The sequence below is a fragment of the Microbacterium sp. MDV22-iso44 genome (assembly GCF_058629135.1).
This window is the reverse complement of record NZ_JBZVWS010000002.1, coordinates 193784-209222: the sequence shown is the minus strand read 5'-3', so window position 1 is coordinate 209222 and position 15439 is coordinate 193784. Positions and strand designations below refer to the sequence as shown.

14 protein-coding genes and 1 tRNA gene are annotated in these 15439 nt (G+C 70.5%); 10 read left to right on the top strand and 5 right to left on the bottom strand.

Annotated features, from left to right (window positions below; all coding sequences use genetic code 11):
• Positions 1–7 precede the first annotated feature (7 nt).
• Positions 8–721, top strand: coding sequence for a FadR/GntR family transcriptional regulator (locus AC4NN1_RS07770; protein WP_491954964.1), 714 nt, complete (start codon positions 8–10; stop codon positions 719–721).
• Here AC4NN1_RS07770 and AC4NN1_RS07765 read toward each other — a convergent pair.
• A complete protein-coding gene (locus AC4NN1_RS07765) occupies positions 687–2084 on the bottom strand; it encodes an aspartate ammonia-lyase (RefSeq protein ID WP_116228295.1) in 1398 nt (465 codons plus the stop codon). The genes AC4NN1_RS07770 and AC4NN1_RS07765 overlap by 35 nt on opposite strands.
• A gap of 176 nt (positions 2085–2260) precedes the next feature.
• Between AC4NN1_RS07765 and AC4NN1_RS07760 the strand changes: the two genes are divergently transcribed.
• From AC4NN1_RS07760 to recR, 4 genes are read left to right on the top strand one after another with little or no spacing between them, the layout of a single operon-like run.
• Complete coding sequence (locus AC4NN1_RS07760) at positions 2261–3763, top strand: amino acid permease (protein WP_491954963.1); 1503 nt, start codon at positions 2261–2263, stop codon at positions 3761–3763.
• Positions 3760–4722 carry an asparaginase domain-containing protein gene (locus tag AC4NN1_RS07755; RefSeq protein WP_491954962.1) on the top strand — a complete coding sequence of 321 codons (963 nt, stop codon included), beginning with the start codon at positions 3760–3762 and terminating at the stop codon, positions 4720–4722. The genes AC4NN1_RS07760 and AC4NN1_RS07755 overlap by 4 nt, the downstream gene beginning before the upstream one ends.
• Complete coding sequence (locus tag AC4NN1_RS07750; protein ID WP_491954961.1) at positions 4719–6833, top strand: DNA polymerase III subunit gamma and tau; 2115 nt, start codon at positions 4719–4721, stop codon at positions 6831–6833. The genes AC4NN1_RS07755 and AC4NN1_RS07750 overlap by 4 nt, the downstream gene beginning before the upstream one ends.
• 3 nt (positions 6834–6836) lie before the next feature.
• Positions 6837–7430, top strand: coding sequence for a recombination mediator RecR (recR, locus tag AC4NN1_RS07745; RefSeq protein ID WP_018187034.1), 594 nt, complete (start codon positions 6837–6839; stop codon positions 7428–7430).
• A gap of 2 nt (positions 7431–7432) precedes the next feature.
• Here recR and AC4NN1_RS07740 read toward each other — a convergent pair whose 3' ends face one another.
• Complete coding sequence (locus AC4NN1_RS07740; protein WP_116228298.1) at positions 7433–7831, bottom strand: DMP19 family protein; 399 nt, start codon at positions 7829–7831, stop codon at positions 7433–7435.
• 19 nt (positions 7832–7850) lie between these two features.
• Positions 7851–9242, bottom strand: a complete 1392-nt coding sequence (locus AC4NN1_RS07735) for a threonine/serine exporter family protein (RefSeq protein ID WP_311859284.1) — start codon at positions 9240–9242, stop codon at positions 7851–7853.
• Positions 9243–9374: 132 nt separating this feature from the next.
• Here AC4NN1_RS07735 and AC4NN1_RS07730 point away from each other — a divergent pair, with 132 nt between their 5' ends.
• The 5 genes from AC4NN1_RS07730 to AC4NN1_RS07710 all read left to right on the top strand — a co-directional run bounded on the left by AC4NN1_RS07730 (position 9375) and on the right by AC4NN1_RS07710 (position 14508).
• The gene (locus AC4NN1_RS07730) at positions 9375–10661 is read left to right on the top strand and encodes an aspartate kinase (RefSeq protein WP_018187037.1); all 1287 of its coding nucleotides are present in this window, start codon (positions 9375–9377) and stop codon (positions 10659–10661) included.
• Between the two features lie 84 nt (positions 10662–10745).
• A complete protein-coding gene (locus AC4NN1_RS07725) occupies positions 10746–10979 on the top strand; it encodes a hypothetical protein (protein ID WP_336123273.1) in 234 nt (77 codons plus the stop codon).
• A gap of 127 nt (positions 10980–11106) precedes the next feature.
• Positions 11107–12177: an aspartate-semialdehyde dehydrogenase gene (locus tag AC4NN1_RS07720; RefSeq protein WP_491954960.1), complete on the top strand. Its 1071-nt coding sequence runs from the start codon at positions 11107–11109 to the stop codon at positions 12175–12177.
• A gap of 132 nt (positions 12178–12309) precedes the next feature.
• Entirely contained in the window at positions 12310–13860 is a 1551-nt protein-coding gene (locus AC4NN1_RS07715) for a malate:quinone oxidoreductase (protein WP_491954959.1), read from the top strand.
• A gap of 9 nt (positions 13861–13869) precedes the next feature.
• Positions 13870–14508 carry a thymidine kinase gene (locus tag AC4NN1_RS07710; RefSeq protein ID WP_018187042.1) on the top strand — a complete coding sequence of 213 codons (639 nt, stop codon included), beginning with the start codon at positions 13870–13872 and terminating at the stop codon, positions 14506–14508.
• 3 nt (positions 14509–14511) lie between these two features.
• Here AC4NN1_RS07710 and AC4NN1_RS07705 read toward each other — a convergent pair whose 3' ends face one another.
• Both AC4NN1_RS07705 and AC4NN1_RS07700 read right to left on the bottom strand, forming a co-directional pair.
• Positions 14512–15267, bottom strand: a complete 756-nt coding sequence (locus AC4NN1_RS07705) for an HAD-IIB family hydrolase (RefSeq protein WP_018187043.1) — start codon at positions 15265–15267, stop codon at positions 14512–14514.
• Between the two features lie 86 nt (positions 15268–15353).
• Positions 15354–15427, bottom strand: a tRNA-Pro gene (locus AC4NN1_RS07700).
• Positions 15428–15439: the final 12 nt, after the last annotated feature.

The window sequence follows — 15439 nt, the reverse complement described above, 5'->3', positions numbered from 1 at the left end:
GGATGGCATGCGTGACGAGGCGGACCGGGGGAGCCCGATGAGCTCGGCGTCGGTCGGTGCCCGCGCCGCCGACGGGGTCTTCGACGGGCTCCGCGAGGACATCGTCGCCGGTCGCCTCGCGGTCGGCGAACGGCTGCCCTCCGAGGCCGCGCTCGCCGAGCAGTACGGCGTCAGCCGCCCGAGCGTGCGCGAAGCCCTCCGCTCGTTGCAGGCGCTCGGACTCACCCGCACGCGCACCGGGAGCGGAACTTACGTCGCCTCCGACCGCCCTGCACTCTCGCTCGGCTACGGCGACTTCTCGCCTCGCGATCTCAGCGAAGCACGTCCCCACATCGAAGTGCCCGCGGCGGGCCTCGCGGCGGAACGCCGGACCGATCAGCAGCGCGCCGACCTCGTCGCGCTCTGCGACCGCATGGACGCGACCACCGACCCGGGGGAGTGGGTCGAGCTCGACTCGCGCTTCCACGTGCTGGTGGCCGAGGCATCCGGCAACGCGGTCTTCGCCCGCGCCGTCGGCGATATCCGTGACGCCCTCAGCCACCAGTCGGGCGTCGTGAACCTCATCGCCCACCGCCGCGAGCCGTCCTCGCGCGAGCACCGCGCCATCGCCGAAGCCATCGGCATCGGCTCGGCGATCGAGGCGCGCGAGGCCATGCGCGCGCACCTCGGTGCCGTCGAGCGCGTCGTCAGCCCGCTGTCGGAACCAGCTTCTCGGGACTGAGCGCCGCCGCGAGCGCGGCCGGGTCGAGGAGTCCCCGTTCGAGGACGACCTCGGGAACCGAGCGTCCCGAGCGCAGCGCCTCGCCGGCGACCTCGGTCGCCGCGCGGTAACCGATGAGCGGGTTCAGGGCGGTCGCGAGTCCGATCGAATCGGTCACGCGCGCGGCCATGACGTCGGGACGGGCCTGGATGCCGCTGACGCACCGCTCGGCGAGAAGACGGCACGCGGCGGTCAGGTGCGCGATGCTCTGCGAGAGGGCCCGGACGATCACGGGCTCGAAGGCGTTGAGCTGCAGCTGGCCCGCCTCTGCGGCGAGGGTGACGGCGAGGTCGTCGGCGATCACCGTGTACGCGACCTGCGTCACCATCTCGGGGATGACGGGGTTCACCTTGCCCGGCATGATGCTCGAGCCCGCCTGGAGGGCGGGGAGGGTGATCTCGCCGAGGCCGGCGCGCGGCCCCGATGACAGCAGCCGCAGGTCGTTGCACGTCTTGGAGAGCTTGACCGCGATGCGCTTGAGCATCCCCGACAGGTGCACGAAGGCGCCGGGATCCTGGGTGGCCTCGATCAGGTCGGTCGCGGGGGTGAACGGGCGCCCGGTGAGCGCGGCGAGGTGCGAGACGGCGAGCGGTCCGTAGCCGGCCGGTGCGTTGAGTCCCGTGCCGATGGCTGTCGCGCCGAGGTTGACCTCGAGCAGCAGCCGGGCCGATTCGCGAAGGCGCAGGCGGTCCTCGTCGAGCATGACCGCGAACGCACCGAACTCTTGCCCGAGCGTCATCGGCACGGCATCCTGCAGCTGCGTGCGGCCGATCTTCACGTAGCCGCCGAACTCGGCGGCCTTGGCCGCGAACGCGTCGTGGAGGACGCCCATCGCGGCATCCAGTCCGTCGACGCCTTCGACGAGCGCGACGTCGATCGCCGTGGGATAGGCGTCGTTGGTCGACTGGCTCAGGTTCACGTGATCGTTCGGGTGCAGGTGCGCGTACTCGCCCTTCGCGTGACCCAGGAGCTCGAGGGCGCGGTTGGCGATGACCTCGTTCGCGTTCATGTTCGTCGAGGTCCCGGCCCCGCCCTGGATCACGTCGACGACGAACTGGTCCGCGAGGGCGCCGCCCCGGATCTCGCGGCAGGCCGCCGCGATCGCGTCGGCGCGAGCGGTGTCGAGCAGGCCCAGGTCGCGGTTGGCGAGCGCGGCCGCCTCCTTGACGAAGGCGAGCCCTCGCAGCAGGAACGGGTAGGTGCCGATGGGGACGCCCGTCACGGGGAAGTTGTCGCGGGCCCGCGAGGTGTGGACCCCCCAGTACGCGTCTGCGGGGATCTCCGCCGGGCCCAGAAGGTCGTGCTCGGTACGCGTCGTCGTCATGTCGCTCTCTTCCTCGAGGTGGCCGAACGCCGCAAACCTATCAGACAGATTAAACATTCTTCACGAGGAAAACTTGACGAATCCGCCGTCTCAGGTGTTCAGTGTTCCCAGACCTGTAAGGCAGATATCACATCCCGGACGGCGACGGCGCCGCGCGGCAACGAAAGCGAGAACCCATGACGACGGAGTCGACCTCCCCGAAGACGGATGCCGCGATGCTCCGCACGGCCTCGATCGCGCAGGCCGAGGGTGCGGGCTTCCACAAGGGCCTCCGGCCGCGTCAGATCCAGATGATCGCCATCGGCGGCGCGATCGGCACAGGCCTGTTCATGGGGGCCGGCGGCCGGCTCGCGACGGCGGGTCCCGCACTCGTCCTCGTCTACGCGGTCTGCGCCGTCTTCGCGTTCCTCGTGATGCGCGCGCTCGGCGAGCTGATCCTCCACCGCCCGTCGACCGGGTCGTTCGTCTCGTACGCCCGCGAGTTCTACGGCGAGAAGATGGCGTTCGCCGCCGGCTGGATGTACTGGCTCAACTGGGCCATGACCTCGGTAGCCGACGTCACCGCCGTCGCGCTCTACATGAACTTCTTCAAGCAGTACGTGCCGGCCTTCGCCGGCACCCCGCAGTGGGTCTTCGCCCTCGTCGCGCTGGTCCTCGTCCTCGCCATGAACCTCCTGTCGGTGAAGGTGTTCGGCGAGCTGGAGTTCTGGTTCGCGATCATCAAGGTCGCCGCGCTCGTGACCTTCCTCGTCGTCGGCATCTTCTTCGTCGTCACCGGTACGCCCGTCGCAGGGACGACCCCCGGTTTCCACCTGATCGCGGACAACGGCGGAGTCTTCCCCAACGGCATCCTGCCCGCCCTCATCGTGGTGCAGGGCGTCGTCTTCGCCTACGCGTCGATCGAACTCGTCGGCACGGCCGCCGGCGAGACCGAGAACGCGCGCACCATCATGCCGAAGGCGATCCGCGCCGTCGTGTTCCGCCTCGCGGTCTTCTACGTCGGCTCGGTGCTGCTGTTCACGCTCCTCATGCCGTTCACGAGCTACAAGTCGGGGGAGAGCCCCTTCGTGACCTTCTTCGGCTCGATCGGAGTGGAGGGCGCCGACGTCATCATGAACCTCGTCGTCCTCACCGCCGTCGTCTCGTCGCTGAACGCCGGGCTGTACTCCACCGGCCGGATCCTCCACTCGATGGCCGTGACGGGCTCGGCTCCCGCGCCCCTCATGCGCATGAACCGCGCCGGCGTCCCCTACATGGGCATCGCGGTCACCGCGGCCGTGACCCTGCTCGGGGTCGTCCTGAACGCGGTCGTGCCCTCCCAGGCGTTCGAGATCGCCCTGAACGTGTCGGCACTCGGCATCATCAGCGCCTGGGGCGTCATCATCCTCTGCCAGATCAAGCTCCAGCGGTTGGCGCGGGCCGGAGTGATGGAACGCCCCTCGTTCCGGATGCCGGGGGCGCCCTACACGGGATGGATCACGCTCGTGTTCCTCGTCTCGGTCATCGTCCTCATGGCACTGGACTTCCCGATCGGGACGTTCACCGTGGGCTCGCTCATCGTCATCGTGCCGGCGCTCATCGGGGGATGGTTTCTGCTGCGCGACCGCATCCGGATGCTGGCGGCCGAGCAGACCGGCACCCTCGCCGCCCTGCAGCGAACCGACGAGAGCGGCGCGTGAGCGCACAGCACCTGGTCGTCATCGCGACCGGCGGCACCATCGCGAGCCGCCGGTCACCGGACGGATCGAGCGCTCCCGTCCTCGGCGGGGGCGCTCTCCTCCACGGGCTCGCCCCCGATGACGACGTCCGGGTCGTCGACGCGCTCGCCGCGGACTCGGCGACGTTCACCCTCGCGGACATGCAGCTGATCGTCGACGCGGTGACCGACGCCGTCGCCGACGACGCGGTGCGCGGCGTCCTGGTCCTGCACGGGACGGACTCCCTGGAGGAGACCTCGCTCCTGGCGGCGATCCAGGTCGGCGCCCCGCGCATCCCCGTCGTCTTCACCGGTGCCCAGTTCACCGCCGACGACCCCGCGTCCGACGGCCCCGACAACATCCGGGTCGCGTTGGCGGCGACCCGGGCCGCGGTCCCCGGCGTGTGGGTCGCCTTCGGCGGCCGCATCCTCTCGACGTGGGGGCTGTCGAAGCTCACCACCGACCGCGCCGACGCCTTCGGCCACGCACGGCGGGATGCCGGGGCGCCGCCGCACGCGACGGGCGACGTGTCGGGGGTGCGGGTCGACGTCGTGGCGCTCCCGCCGGGTGCCGACGATGTGCACCTGCGGGCGAGCCTCACCGCCGGCGCCGACGGGATCGTCCTCGAGGCGCTCGGGTCGGGGAACACGACCCCCACGGTCGTGGCGGCGGTTCGCGATGCGGTGGCGGGCGGCATCCCGGTCATCGTGTCGAGCCGCGTGCCGCGGGGGGTGCTCGTCCCGTCCTACGGCGGGGGAGGAGGCGGAGCCGACCTCGCCGCAGCGGGCGCCGTGCACTCGCCGACCCTCCGGCCGGGTCAGGCGCGCATCCTCCTGGCCGCGATGCTGGCCGCGGGTGCCGACCGCGACGCGATCGCCGCCGCGGTCGACGGGCGGGCGCCGGATCGGATGTCGGTGCCACGCCGTAGTCTGTTGTGGTGACCACCGCTCTGTACCGCCGCTATCGCCCGGAGACCTTCGGCGAGATGATCGGGCAGAGCCAGGTGACCGAGCCCCTCATGACGGCGCTCCGCAGCGACCGCGTCGGTCATGCGTATCTTTTCTCGGGTCCGCGCGGCTGCGGCAAGACGACGTCGGCGCGCATCCTCGCGCGCTGTCTCAACTGCGCGCAGGGCCCCACCGACACCCCGTGCGGCACATGCGACTCGTGCGTCGAGCTCAGCCGCGGCGGGGGCGGCTCCCTCGACGTCGTCGAGATCGACGCGGCATCCCACAACGGCGTCGACGACGCCCGCGATCTGCGCGAGCGCGCGGTGTTCGCGCCCGCCCGCGACCGCTTCAAGATCTTCATCCTCGACGAGGCCCACATGGTCACGGCGCAGGGCTTCAACGCGCTGCTCAAGCTCGTCGAGGAGCCGCCCGCCCACGTCAAGTTCATCTTCGCGACGACCGAGCCCGAGAAGGTCATCGGGACGATCCGCTCGCGCACCCACCACTACCCGTTCCGCCTCGTCGCGCCGGCCGCGATGCTCGAGTACGTCGAGCAGCTCTGCCAGACCGAGGGCGTCTCGGTCGAGCCGGGCGTCCTGCCCCTCGTCGTCCGTGCGGGCGGCGGGTCGCCGCGTGACACGCTGTCGCTGCTCGATCAGCTCATCGCCGGGTCCGAGGACGGTGCCGTCGGCTACGAGCGTGCCGTCGCGCTGCTCGGATACACGCACGCCGAGCTTCTCGACGAGGTCGTCGACGCCTTCTCGTCCCATGACGCCGCGGCCGCGTTCGGCGCCGTCGACCGTGTCGTGCAGACGGGGCAGGATCCGCGACGCTTCGTCGACGACCTGCTCGAGCGCCTGCGCGACCTCATCATCGTGGCCGCGACCGGCGAGGGCGCCCGCGCCGTGCTGCGCGGCGTGCCGGTCGACGAGCTTGAGCGCATGGCCCGCCAGGCGGCGGCCTTCGGCACCGATCGGCTCTCGCGGATCGCCGACCTCGTGGTGACGGCTCTCGACGACATGACGGGTACGACCTCGCCCCGCCTGCAATTGGAGCTCCTCGTCGCGCGCGTCCTCGCGGCGACGGATGCCGGGGCTCACGCAGCGCCCGTTCCCGCTGCACCGGTGCAGGCGGCGGCTCCGGCGCAGTCACCCCCTCCCGCCACGGCACCTCCCGTCGCGGCACCTCCCGTTGCGCAGGCACCAGCCGTCGCCCACGCGCCGGCCACGGCACCCGCTCCGGCCGTCGCGCAGGCTCCCGCGTCCTCCGCTGTCGCCGAACCCGCGTCGCCCGCGCCCGCCGCCGCTCCCGAGCCGGCGGTGCCCACCGGGCCCGTCACGTTCGAGCAGATCCGCGACTCCTGGCCCGAGATCCTCCGCCGGCTCGAGGACATCAGTCGCACCTCGTGGATGATCGCGACGGCCTCGCGCCCGGTCGCGTACGCCGAGGGCGATATCCTGACCCTCTCGTTCCAGAGCCACTCCGACGTGCAATCGTTCAAAAAGCTCTCCGCGGGCAAGGGGCCGAGCGAAGATCTTCGCACCGCGATCCTGTCGGTGCTCGGCGTGCGGGTGAAGTACCTCACCCGTCACGACACCGATCCGACCCCGCCCCCGCCCGGGGGCGTCGGTCCCGACGTGCCCCCCGAGCCCGACGCACCTGAGGGCGGGTACGGGGTCACCCCTGCCGCGGCATCCCGTCCCGCCTCGGCGCCCCGGTCCGCGCCGGCTGCGGCAGCGCCCGTCACCGAGTGGGCGGTCGCCCCGATCCCCACCGACGGCGCTCCGTCCGCCCAGTTCCCCGTGGACGACGAGCCCGAGGATGCCGCACCGTCGCCCGTCCGTACGCTCACCGTGGAGCGCGAGGGCGATGTCCTTCCCGCCGAGGCGCCGACCGACGACGACGAGGACGACGTGCCGCCTCCCGTGGACGCCGACGCGCCGGTCCCCGTGCGGACGCCGCCTCCCCGGCTCGCGCCGGAACCGCCCCGCGGACCCCGTCCCGGAGGGATCGAGAGGGTCGGCGAGGCCGCCGTCCGCCAGCTCCTGGGTGCGCGCTTCGTCCGAGAAGAGCCGTACACCCCTCCGACGAGGTTCAACTGACCCATGTACGACGGCATCGTCCAAGACCTGATCGACGAGTTCGGACGCCTTCCCGGCATCGGACCGAAGTCGGCGCAGCGCATCGCGTTCCACATCCTGCAGACCCCGTCCTTCGACGTGTCGCGACTGGCGCAGCTGCTGTCCGAGCTCCGCGAACGGGTGCGGTTCTGCGAGATCTGCGGCAACGTCTCCGAGCAGACCCAGTGCTCGATCTGCCGCGACCCGCGCCGCGACCGCACCTTCATCTGCGTCGTCGAGGACGCCAAGGACGTCTCGGCGATCGAGCGCACCCGTGAGTTCCACGGGCTGTATCACGTGCTCGGCGGCTCGATCAGTCCGATGGCGGGCATCGGCCCCGACGATCTGCGGATCGCGCAGCTCATGCAGCGACTCGCCGACGGCACGGTGACCGAGGTCATCCTCGCGACCAACCCCAACCTCGAAGGCGAAGCGACGGCGACGTACCTCAGTCGCCTGCTTCGGACGCTCGAGATCAGCGTCACCCGGCTTGCATCGGGTCTTCCGGTCGGCGGTGACCTCGAGTACGCCGACGAGGTCACCCTCGGTCGTGCGTTCGAGGGTCGCCGCGCGGTCTGAGCTCAGTCGGTCGGGGCGAACAGCTCCGGCTCCTGCGCGAGCGTACGCTCGACGGCGGCTGCGATGTCCTCGTCCTCGATGCGGTACTCCTCGGTGACGCGCTCCTCGGCTTCGCGCCACGCATCGTCGTCGCCGATGCCCGCGGTTTCGTCGTACTCGGCTGCGGCGCGGTCGACGGCTTCGGCGGTCGGCTCGAGACCCAGCGTGCGGTAGCCCTCGGCTACGGCGTCGAGCGGGAACTCCTCATCTGCGGAGTGCGCTTCGATCGCGTTCCAGAAGCCGCTGCCCTGGACCGTAGCGTGGAAGGTGAGGACCCGTCGGACGGCGAGGTCGCCGGGCAGGGAGATGGGCTCGTCGAGGTCGACGGCACGGTTCCAGATCTCGTCACTCGCAGAGCTCATGCGGCGAGCCTAGGGGAGGTCAGGAGCGCTCACGTGCCCGGGCACGGATCACGGTGCCGAGCGAGGCGCGCAGCGGCTGACCGACGTAGATGCCGAGCGATGCGCCGACCGCGAGGGCGATCCCCACCGTCGCTGCCGACGCGAGGGTCGTGAAGCCCGACAGGAGCAGGGCGGTGCTGCTGCCCGATTCGACGACGCCGAGGAGACCGCGGAAGACGGCGGCTCCGGGGACCATGGGGAGGATCGCCGCCGTCGTGATCGCGACCGACGGCACGTGCAGCCGGTAGGCCGCGAGAATGCCGACGAGGCTCCCCGCGAAGGCGCCGACGCCGCTGGCGGCCGCCGTCTCGAAGCCGAGACCGGATGCCGCGGTGTACCCCGCCCAGGCGACGACGCTGAGGCCCACGCTGACCGCGACGACGCGCAGTCCTGCTCCGTTGTAGATCGTGACGGAGACGGCGATGAGAGCCGCGCCGACGAACTGCAGCGGAAGGGGGCCGAACGGCAGCGAGTCGTTGGGGACGTCCATCCCGGCTCCGACCACCCGGGCGGTCTCGAGTCCCGCGAGGATGCCGAGGACGACGCCCAGGGTCTGCGTCATGAGCTCGAGGATGCGGCCCGTCGCCGTCAGGGCGAAACCGTCGATCGCGTCCTGCGCGGCGCCCACCACGGTGAGCCCCGCGAGCATCAGCACGATGCCCGACGCGACGATCACCGTCGGTTTGATGTCCTGCGCGACCGGCCACCCCGTCGCCTCGAGGCTCGGAGCGACGGCGGCGATGAGCGTCAGGACGAACGCGCCGGCGACCTGGCTGAAGAAGAAGGGAACGTGGACCCGGCCGAGGAGGAACTGCGTGATCGCGGCACCTCCTGCGGCGATGAAGGAGAGGAGGATGACGAGCCAGTTGGCGCCGAACATCACCGCCACGCCGACCGCGAGGAGCGCCTGCGCGGCGATGATGACGGGCGGGTGGTAGGCGAAGGGCGTGCGGCGCACGATGCGGAACTCGGCGCGGGCGGCTTCGACCGGCATCCCGCCCCTGATCTCGGTGACGAGGGCCTGCAGTCGCTGCAGGCGGGCGTGATCGGGGGCCTGGCTGCGGACGACGCGCATGAGCGTGATCGGCTTGTCGGCGCCGCTCCGGTGGTGCGCGACGGTGATCGAGTTGTAGCTGACATCGACGTGGACCGGGTCGAGTCCGTAGACGCCGGCGACCCGCACGATCGTGAGGGTGACCTCGCTCGCGGGCGCCCCCGAGGCGAGCATCGACTCCCCGATGCGGATGCTGAGATCGAGGACTCCGACAGCGAAGGCGTCGTCGATCACCGGCAGCATCTCGGTGTGCGGCGCCGAGTTCTCGGGGGACCGGACGAGCGCCTGCAGCGACGTGAAGAACTGGCGTCGTCCCATGCCGTCCAGCCTAAATGAGGTGCTCCGGCGGGCGTCACATGGCCGAGCGCGTACGTCGTCCTCCCTAGGATGGGAGCGGGCGTGCGTCACCGCCCGCCGGCTGCGCCCGGCATCCACCCGGGAGTATCCGACATGGCCCTGATCGTCCAGAAGTACGGCGGTTCGTCCGTCGCCGACGCCGAGAGCATCCGTCGCGTCGCGAAGCGGATCGTCGACGCCCGACGTGCCGGTCACGACGTCGTCGTCGCCGTCAGCGCGATGGGCGATACGACCGACGAGCTGCTCGACCTGGCCTCCCAGGTCTCGCCCCTGCCGGCGCCGCGCGAGCTCGACATGCTGCTCTCCAGTGGCGAGCGGATCTCGATGGCGCTGCTGGCGATGGCGATCAACTCGATGGGCTTCGAGGCGCGCTCGTTCACCGGCAGCCAGGCCGGGATGATCACCGACAGCTCCCACGGAGCCGCGCGCATCGTCGACGTCACTCCGGTTCGCGTCCGCGAGGCGCTCGACGAGGGAGCCATCGTCATCGTCGCGGGCTTCCAGGGGTTCAGTCGCGACACCCGCGACATCACGACGCTCGGCCGCGGCGGGTCCGACACGACCGCCGTCGCCCTCGCCGCCGCGCTGAACGCCGACGTCTGCGAGATCTACAGCGACGTCGACGGCATTTTCACGGCTGACCCCCGCGTCGTGCCGAAGGCACGCAAGCTCGCGACCGTCACGTCCGAGGAGATGCTCGAGCTGGCCGCGAACGGGGCGAAGGTGCTCTACATCCGCGCCGTCGAGTTCGCCCGCCGCCACGGCGTCATGATTCACGCCCGCTCGACCTTCAGTTCGGGCATCGGCACCTATGTTCTCGGTGCGGGGATGACCGCCCCCGACCACGAAGAGGGAGAAGAGATGGAAGAGCCCATCGTCACCGGTGTCGCCACCGACCTCAGCCAGGCCAAGATCACCGTCGTCGGCGTCCCGGACGTCCCCGGCAAGGCCGCCGACATCTTCAAGATCGTCGCCAAGTCCGGCGCGAACGTCGACATGATCGTGCAGAACGTGTCGGCTGCCGCGACCGGCCGCACCGACATCTCCTTCACTCTCCCCAAGGCCGAGGCGTCGACGGCGCTGCGCGCGCTCTCGGTCGAGCAGAGCGCGGTCGGCTTCGACAAGCTCGTCCACGACGACCAGATCGGCAAGCTCTCGGTCGTGGGCGCCGGCATGCGTACGCACTCGGGCGTCTCGGCGACGCTGTTCGAGGCCTTGTCGACGACGGGCGTCAACATCGAGATGATCTCGACCTCGGAGATCCGCATCTCGGTCGTCGTGCGCGGCGACGACCTCGCCGAGGCGGCGCGCGTCGTGCACACCGCCTACGGACTCGACGGCGACACCGAAGCCGTCGTCCACGCCGGCACCGGTCGCTGACGCGTCTGGCCTCGTCGATCGCGGGGGAGTAGCGTCTCGAGCGACGGCGGGTGCGCCGTCTTCTGCGGGTGAAAGGGAGCCGTGATGCGTCGAGCGCCGGTCACGATCGCGGAGCGGTTCCGCTACTTCTTCGCCGACACCTGGTGGCGTCTCGCACTCGCGCTCGCCTCGGTCGCGTGGTGGGTCGTCCTCCTCGCGGTCATGATGTCGACGGGTGCCGAGGACACCTGGCTGGGGCCCGTCTCGGTGATCCCCGTCGCGGCGTTCGCCGTCGACGTGATGCGGCGCGACCTGGTGCTGCGCCGCTCACGGCACTGAGCGACGTCCCGCGGCGACACATGCGGATCGCGGTACCCGGTGCGCCGGTAGAATCGCCGGAACCCGCTCTCCTGCGCCCTGCCGCGACGTCCCGTCGCGCGGCGCCGCACCCTCGAGGAACCGCACCATGACCGTCTTCTCTGAATCGGGATTCTCCGTCGCCGTCGTCGGCGCCACCGGCCAGGTCGGGACGGTGATGCGCGACATCCTCGTCGACCGCGCCTTCCCGATCCGCGAGCTGCGTCTGTTCGCGACGGCGCGTTCGGCGGGCTCCACGATCGTGGTCGACGGCCATGAGGTCGTCGTCGAGGACGTCGCCACGGCGGACCCCAGCGGCATCCAGATCGCCCTCTTCTCGGCGGGGGCCACCGGATCCCGCGCCCACGCTCCCCGCTTCGCGGAGGCCGGCGCGGTCGTCATCGACAACTCGAGCGCCTGGCGCATGGACCCCGAGGTGCCGCTCGTCGTCAGCGAGGTCAACCCGCACGCGATCCACGACCTGCCCAAGGGGATCATCGCCAACCCGAACTGCACGACGATGGCGGCGATGCCCGTCCTGAAGCCGCTGCACGTCGAGGCGGGCCTCGTCCGGCTCACCGTCAGCACGTACCAGGCGGTCTCGGGCTCCGGCCTCGCCGGCGCCGAGGAGCTCCTCGGCCAGGTCGAGTCCGTCGTCGCCCAGGGCGGCGCCATCGGGCTCGTCCATGACGGCGCCGCGGTGGACTTCCCCGAGCCGCAGAAGTACGTCGCGCCGATCGCCTTCAACGTCATCCCCTTCGCGGGCAGCCTCGTCGACGACGGCGAGAACGAGACCGACGAGGAGAAGAAGCTCCGCAACGAGAGCCGCAAGATCCTCGAACTCCCCGACCTCCGCGTCGCCGGCACGTGCGTGCGCGTCCCCGTCTTCACGGGCCACTCGCTCTCGATCCACGCCGAGTTCGCCGAGGACATCACGCCCGACCGTGCCCGTGAGGTCCTCGCGGATGCCGCGGGTGTCGCCCTCGCGGACGTCCCCACGCCGCTGGCGGCGGCCGGAGCCGACCCGAGCCTCGTCGGACGCATCCGCGCCGACCAGTCCGCGCCCGAGGGCAAGGGTCTCGTGCTCTTCATCAGCAACGACAACCTCCGCAAGGGCGCCGCGCTCAACGCGGTCCAGATCGCCGAGCTCGTCGCCGCCGACCTGGCCGCCCGCGTCTGAGACGGATGCCGGGTCCCGCCGCGCGCGGTCGGGCACCCGGCATCCGCCTTTCATCAGGGGAAAGAACACGCATTCCTGCCGCCTCGACCGGCGGCGGGCGGCGACCCGGACCGTAGCGGCGACGTAGACTGGATGACCGTGACTGACAATCCCGGAGCAGACGATCACGCCGCAGAGAACGCCGCGGCGACCAGCCCCGCCGCAGTGAGTCCGACGGAGACGTACGACGCGCTGCTCATCGGCGGCGGCATCATGAGCGCCACCCTCGGCACCCTCCTGCAGCAGCTCGAGCCGGACTGGAAGATCGGCGTCTTCGAGCGCCTCTCCGAGGTCGCGCAGGAGTCCTCCAACGCGTGGAACAACGCGGGGACGGGCCACGCCGCCCTCTGCGAGCTGAACTACACGCCCGAGTCCTCCGACGGCACGATCGATCCCTCGAAGGCGATCGGCATCAACGAGCAGTTCCAGCAGTCGCGTCAGCTGTGGAGCGCCCTCATCGAGCGCGGCGTCCTCGACGAGCCGTCCACCTTCATCAACGCGACGCCGCACATGACCTTTGTCCGCGGCGAGAAGGATGTCGCGTTCCTCAAGAAGCGCTACGAGGTGCTCAAGGAACAGCCTCTGTTCGCCGGCATCGAGTACTCCGAGGACTCCCGCGTCATCAACGAGTGGGCGCCGCTGCTCATGCAGAAGCGTCGCAAGGGCGAGCCGTTCGCGGCCACCCGCGTCCCCGCGGGCACCGACGTCGACTTCGGCTCGCTCACCCGCCAGCTCTTCGAGCACCTCGCCGCCTCCGGCGTGGATGTCGAGACCAACCGAGAGGTACGGAACCTCAAGCGCCAGAAAGACGGCACGTGGGAGGTCACCTACCGCCAGACGGTCGGCCGGACGCCCGGAAAGGTGCGGGCGCGGTTCGTCTTCGTGGGTGCGGGCGGCTGGGCCATCAAGCTCCTGCAGCGCTCCGGCATCCCCGAGATCTCGGGCTACGGCGTGTTCCCGATCGGCGGCCAGTGGCTGAAGACCTCGAAGCCCGAGCTCGTCGCGCAGCACAAGGCGAAGGTCTACTCGCAGGCCTCCGTCGGCGCGCCACCCATGTCTGTCCCGCACCTCGACACCCGCGTCGTCGACGGTGAGGCATCCCTCCTGTTCGGTCCGTTCGCCACGTTCAGCCCGAAGTTCCTGAAGAACGGCCGGATGACGGACATCGTCGCCCAGGTGCGCCCCGGCAACATCCTCCCGATGCTCAAGGTCGCCATCGACAACCCGGGCCTCATCAAGTACCTCGTCAGCGAGCTGCTGAAGGGTCACGGCAAGAAGGTCGACTCCCTCCGCGACTTCATGCCGAGCGCGCGTGACGAGGACTGGGAGCTGCTGCAGGCCGGCCAGCGCGCGCAGGTCATGAAGAAGGACCCGAAGAAGGGCGGCGTGCTGCAGTTCGGCACCGAGGTCGTCAGCTCCGCCGACGGGTCGATCGCAGGCCTCCTGGGTGCGTCCCCGGGTGCCTCCACCGGTGCGTCGATCATGCTTGGTCTGCTGAGGACCTGCTTCCCCGACCGGCTCGCCGCGTGGGAGTCGACGTTGAAGGAGCTGATTCCGACGTACGGTCAGACGCTCAACAGTGCTCCTGACACCGCTCACGAGGTGCTGCAGAAGACGGCAGCCGCGCTGCAGATCAACGTCTGAGTCGCGCCCGTGGCGAAGCTGTACTTCCGCTACGGCGCGATGAACTCGGGCAAGTCGACGGCCCTGTTGCAGGCGGCGTTCAACTACGAGGAGCGCGGCCAGCACGTCCTTCTCGCGAAGCCCGAGATCGACACGAAGGGGGCCGACCAGATCTCGAGCCGTCTCGGCGTCGAACGCACGGTCGACTTCCTCATCGGTCCGGACGACGACGCCCGCGAGCTGTTCGCCGAGCACCGCCGTCGCGTGCAGCGCGAGGCCGAGGCGGCTCTCGTGCCCGACGTCCGCACCGACGTGGCCTGCCTGCTCGTGGACGAGGCGCAGTTCCTTCAGCCCGAGCAGATCGACGACCTCCTGCGGGTCGCGGTGAGCGATGGAATCCCGGTGCTCGCCTACGGCATCCGCACGGACTTCCAGACCCGGGCCTTCCCGGGGTCGGCGCGACTCATGGAACTCGCGCACAGCCTCGAAGAGCTCAAGACGATCTGCCGCTGCGGCAGCAAGGCGCTCTTCAACGCGCGCCTGGTCAGCGGGCGCTTCGTCTTCGACGGCGACCAGGTCGCGATCGACGAGCTGTCGCCCGACCGGGTCACGTACGAGTCGATGTGCGCGCGCTGCTACCTGCGCGAATCGGGCGGACGCCTGCGCTGAGGCCTAGAGGGTCGGGATCAGCTCGTCGAGGAACGCGGCGGTGTCCTCCCAGCCCTCCACGGCGTGACAGGTCACACCCATGGCCAGGACGGGGTAGTCGTTGCCGTGCTCGTCGAGGCGGTCGCCCACGAAGAGCATGTCCTCGAGGGGGATGCCGGTCTGCTCCGCGAGTTTGCGCATGCCGTAGGCCTTGTCGATACCGCGGTGCGTGATGTCGACCGACGTCGAGCCGCCGGAACGGACTTCGAGGTCCGGGATGCGGGCGGCCACGGCGTCGCGCAGGGTGTTCTTCTTCTCGCCGGTGGGGTCCCACGCCGTCTTGGCGTCCAGGGGAGCGGACTGACCGAGCGCAGAGAAGGTGATCTGCGAGCCCCGGTCCTCGAGGATCGGACCCCAGGTCTCGCTCTCCCAGAGGCCGAGGCGCGTCGCTTCTTCCTCGACCGCGGCGAGGGCGCGGGACTTCTCGTCGTCGGTCAGGGAGAGCGCGTAGACCGTCTCGATGCCGTCCGTCGTGAGGCGGTAGTACTGCGTGCCGCACGTGGGCATGAGGTGCAGACGGTCGAGGGTCGCGGCATCCGTCTCGGGGAGCCGGTCGACCACCTGAGTCTGGAACTGCTGCAGCTGACCGCCCGAGATGATCGCCACCTCGACGCGCTCTGCGAGACGCAGGAGCAGGTCGCCCATGCGCGGATCGATGGCCGTCTTCGACGGAGCGAGCGTGTCGTCGAGGTCGAACGCGACGAGGCGGGGAGAGGTCATGATGCTCCGTTTCGAGGGAGGTGAGATGGCCCCTCCGGGGAGGGATGCGAAAGGCCCCGCCGGTATCCGGCGGAGCCTCTCTGCGGTCGGGGTGACAGGATTTGAACCTGCGGCCTCGTCGTCCCGAACGACGCGCGCTACCAAGCTGCGCCACACCCCGTGGCAACCCTCC

What these genes read in the sequence shown, in the direction of transcription:
- AC4NN1_RS07770 (WP_491954964.1), top strand. Translation starts at nt 8, where the DNA reads ATGCGTGACGAGGCGGACCGGGGGAGCCCGATGAGCTCGGCGTCGGTC.
- AC4NN1_RS07765 (WP_116228295.1), bottom strand. Translation starts at nt 2,084, where the DNA reads ATGACGACGACGCGTACCGAGCACGACCTTCTGGGCCCGGCGGAGATC.
- AC4NN1_RS07760 (WP_491954963.1), top strand. Translation starts at nt 2,261, where the DNA reads ATGACGACGGAGTCGACCTCCCCGAAGACGGATGCCGCGATGCTCCGC.
- recR (WP_018187034.1), top strand. Translation starts at nt 6,837, where the DNA reads ATGTACGACGGCATCGTCCAAGACCTGATCGACGAGTTCGGACGCCTT.
- AC4NN1_RS07740 (WP_116228298.1), bottom strand. Translation starts at nt 7,831, where the DNA reads ATGAGCTCTGCGAGTGACGAGATCTGGAACCGTGCCGTCGACCTCGAC.
- AC4NN1_RS07735 (WP_311859284.1), bottom strand. Translation starts at nt 9,242, where the DNA reads ATGGGACGACGCCAGTTCTTCACGTCGCTGCAGGCGCTCGTCCGGTCC.
- AC4NN1_RS07730 (WP_018187037.1), top strand. Translation starts at nt 9,375, where the DNA reads ATGGCCCTGATCGTCCAGAAGTACGGCGGTTCGTCCGTCGCCGACGCC.
- AC4NN1_RS07725 (WP_336123273.1), top strand. Translation starts at nt 10,746, where the DNA reads ATGCGTCGAGCGCCGGTCACGATCGCGGAGCGGTTCCGCTACTTCTTC.
- AC4NN1_RS07720 (WP_491954960.1), top strand. Translation starts at nt 11,107, where the DNA reads ATGACCGTCTTCTCTGAATCGGGATTCTCCGTCGCCGTCGTCGGCGCC.
- AC4NN1_RS07715 (WP_491954959.1), top strand. Translation starts at nt 12,310, where the DNA reads ATGACCGTGACTGACAATCCCGGAGCAGACGATCACGCCGCAGAGAAC.
- AC4NN1_RS07705 (WP_018187043.1), bottom strand. Translation starts at nt 15,267, where the DNA reads ATGACCTCTCCCCGCCTCGTCGCGTTCGACCTCGACGACACGCTCGCT.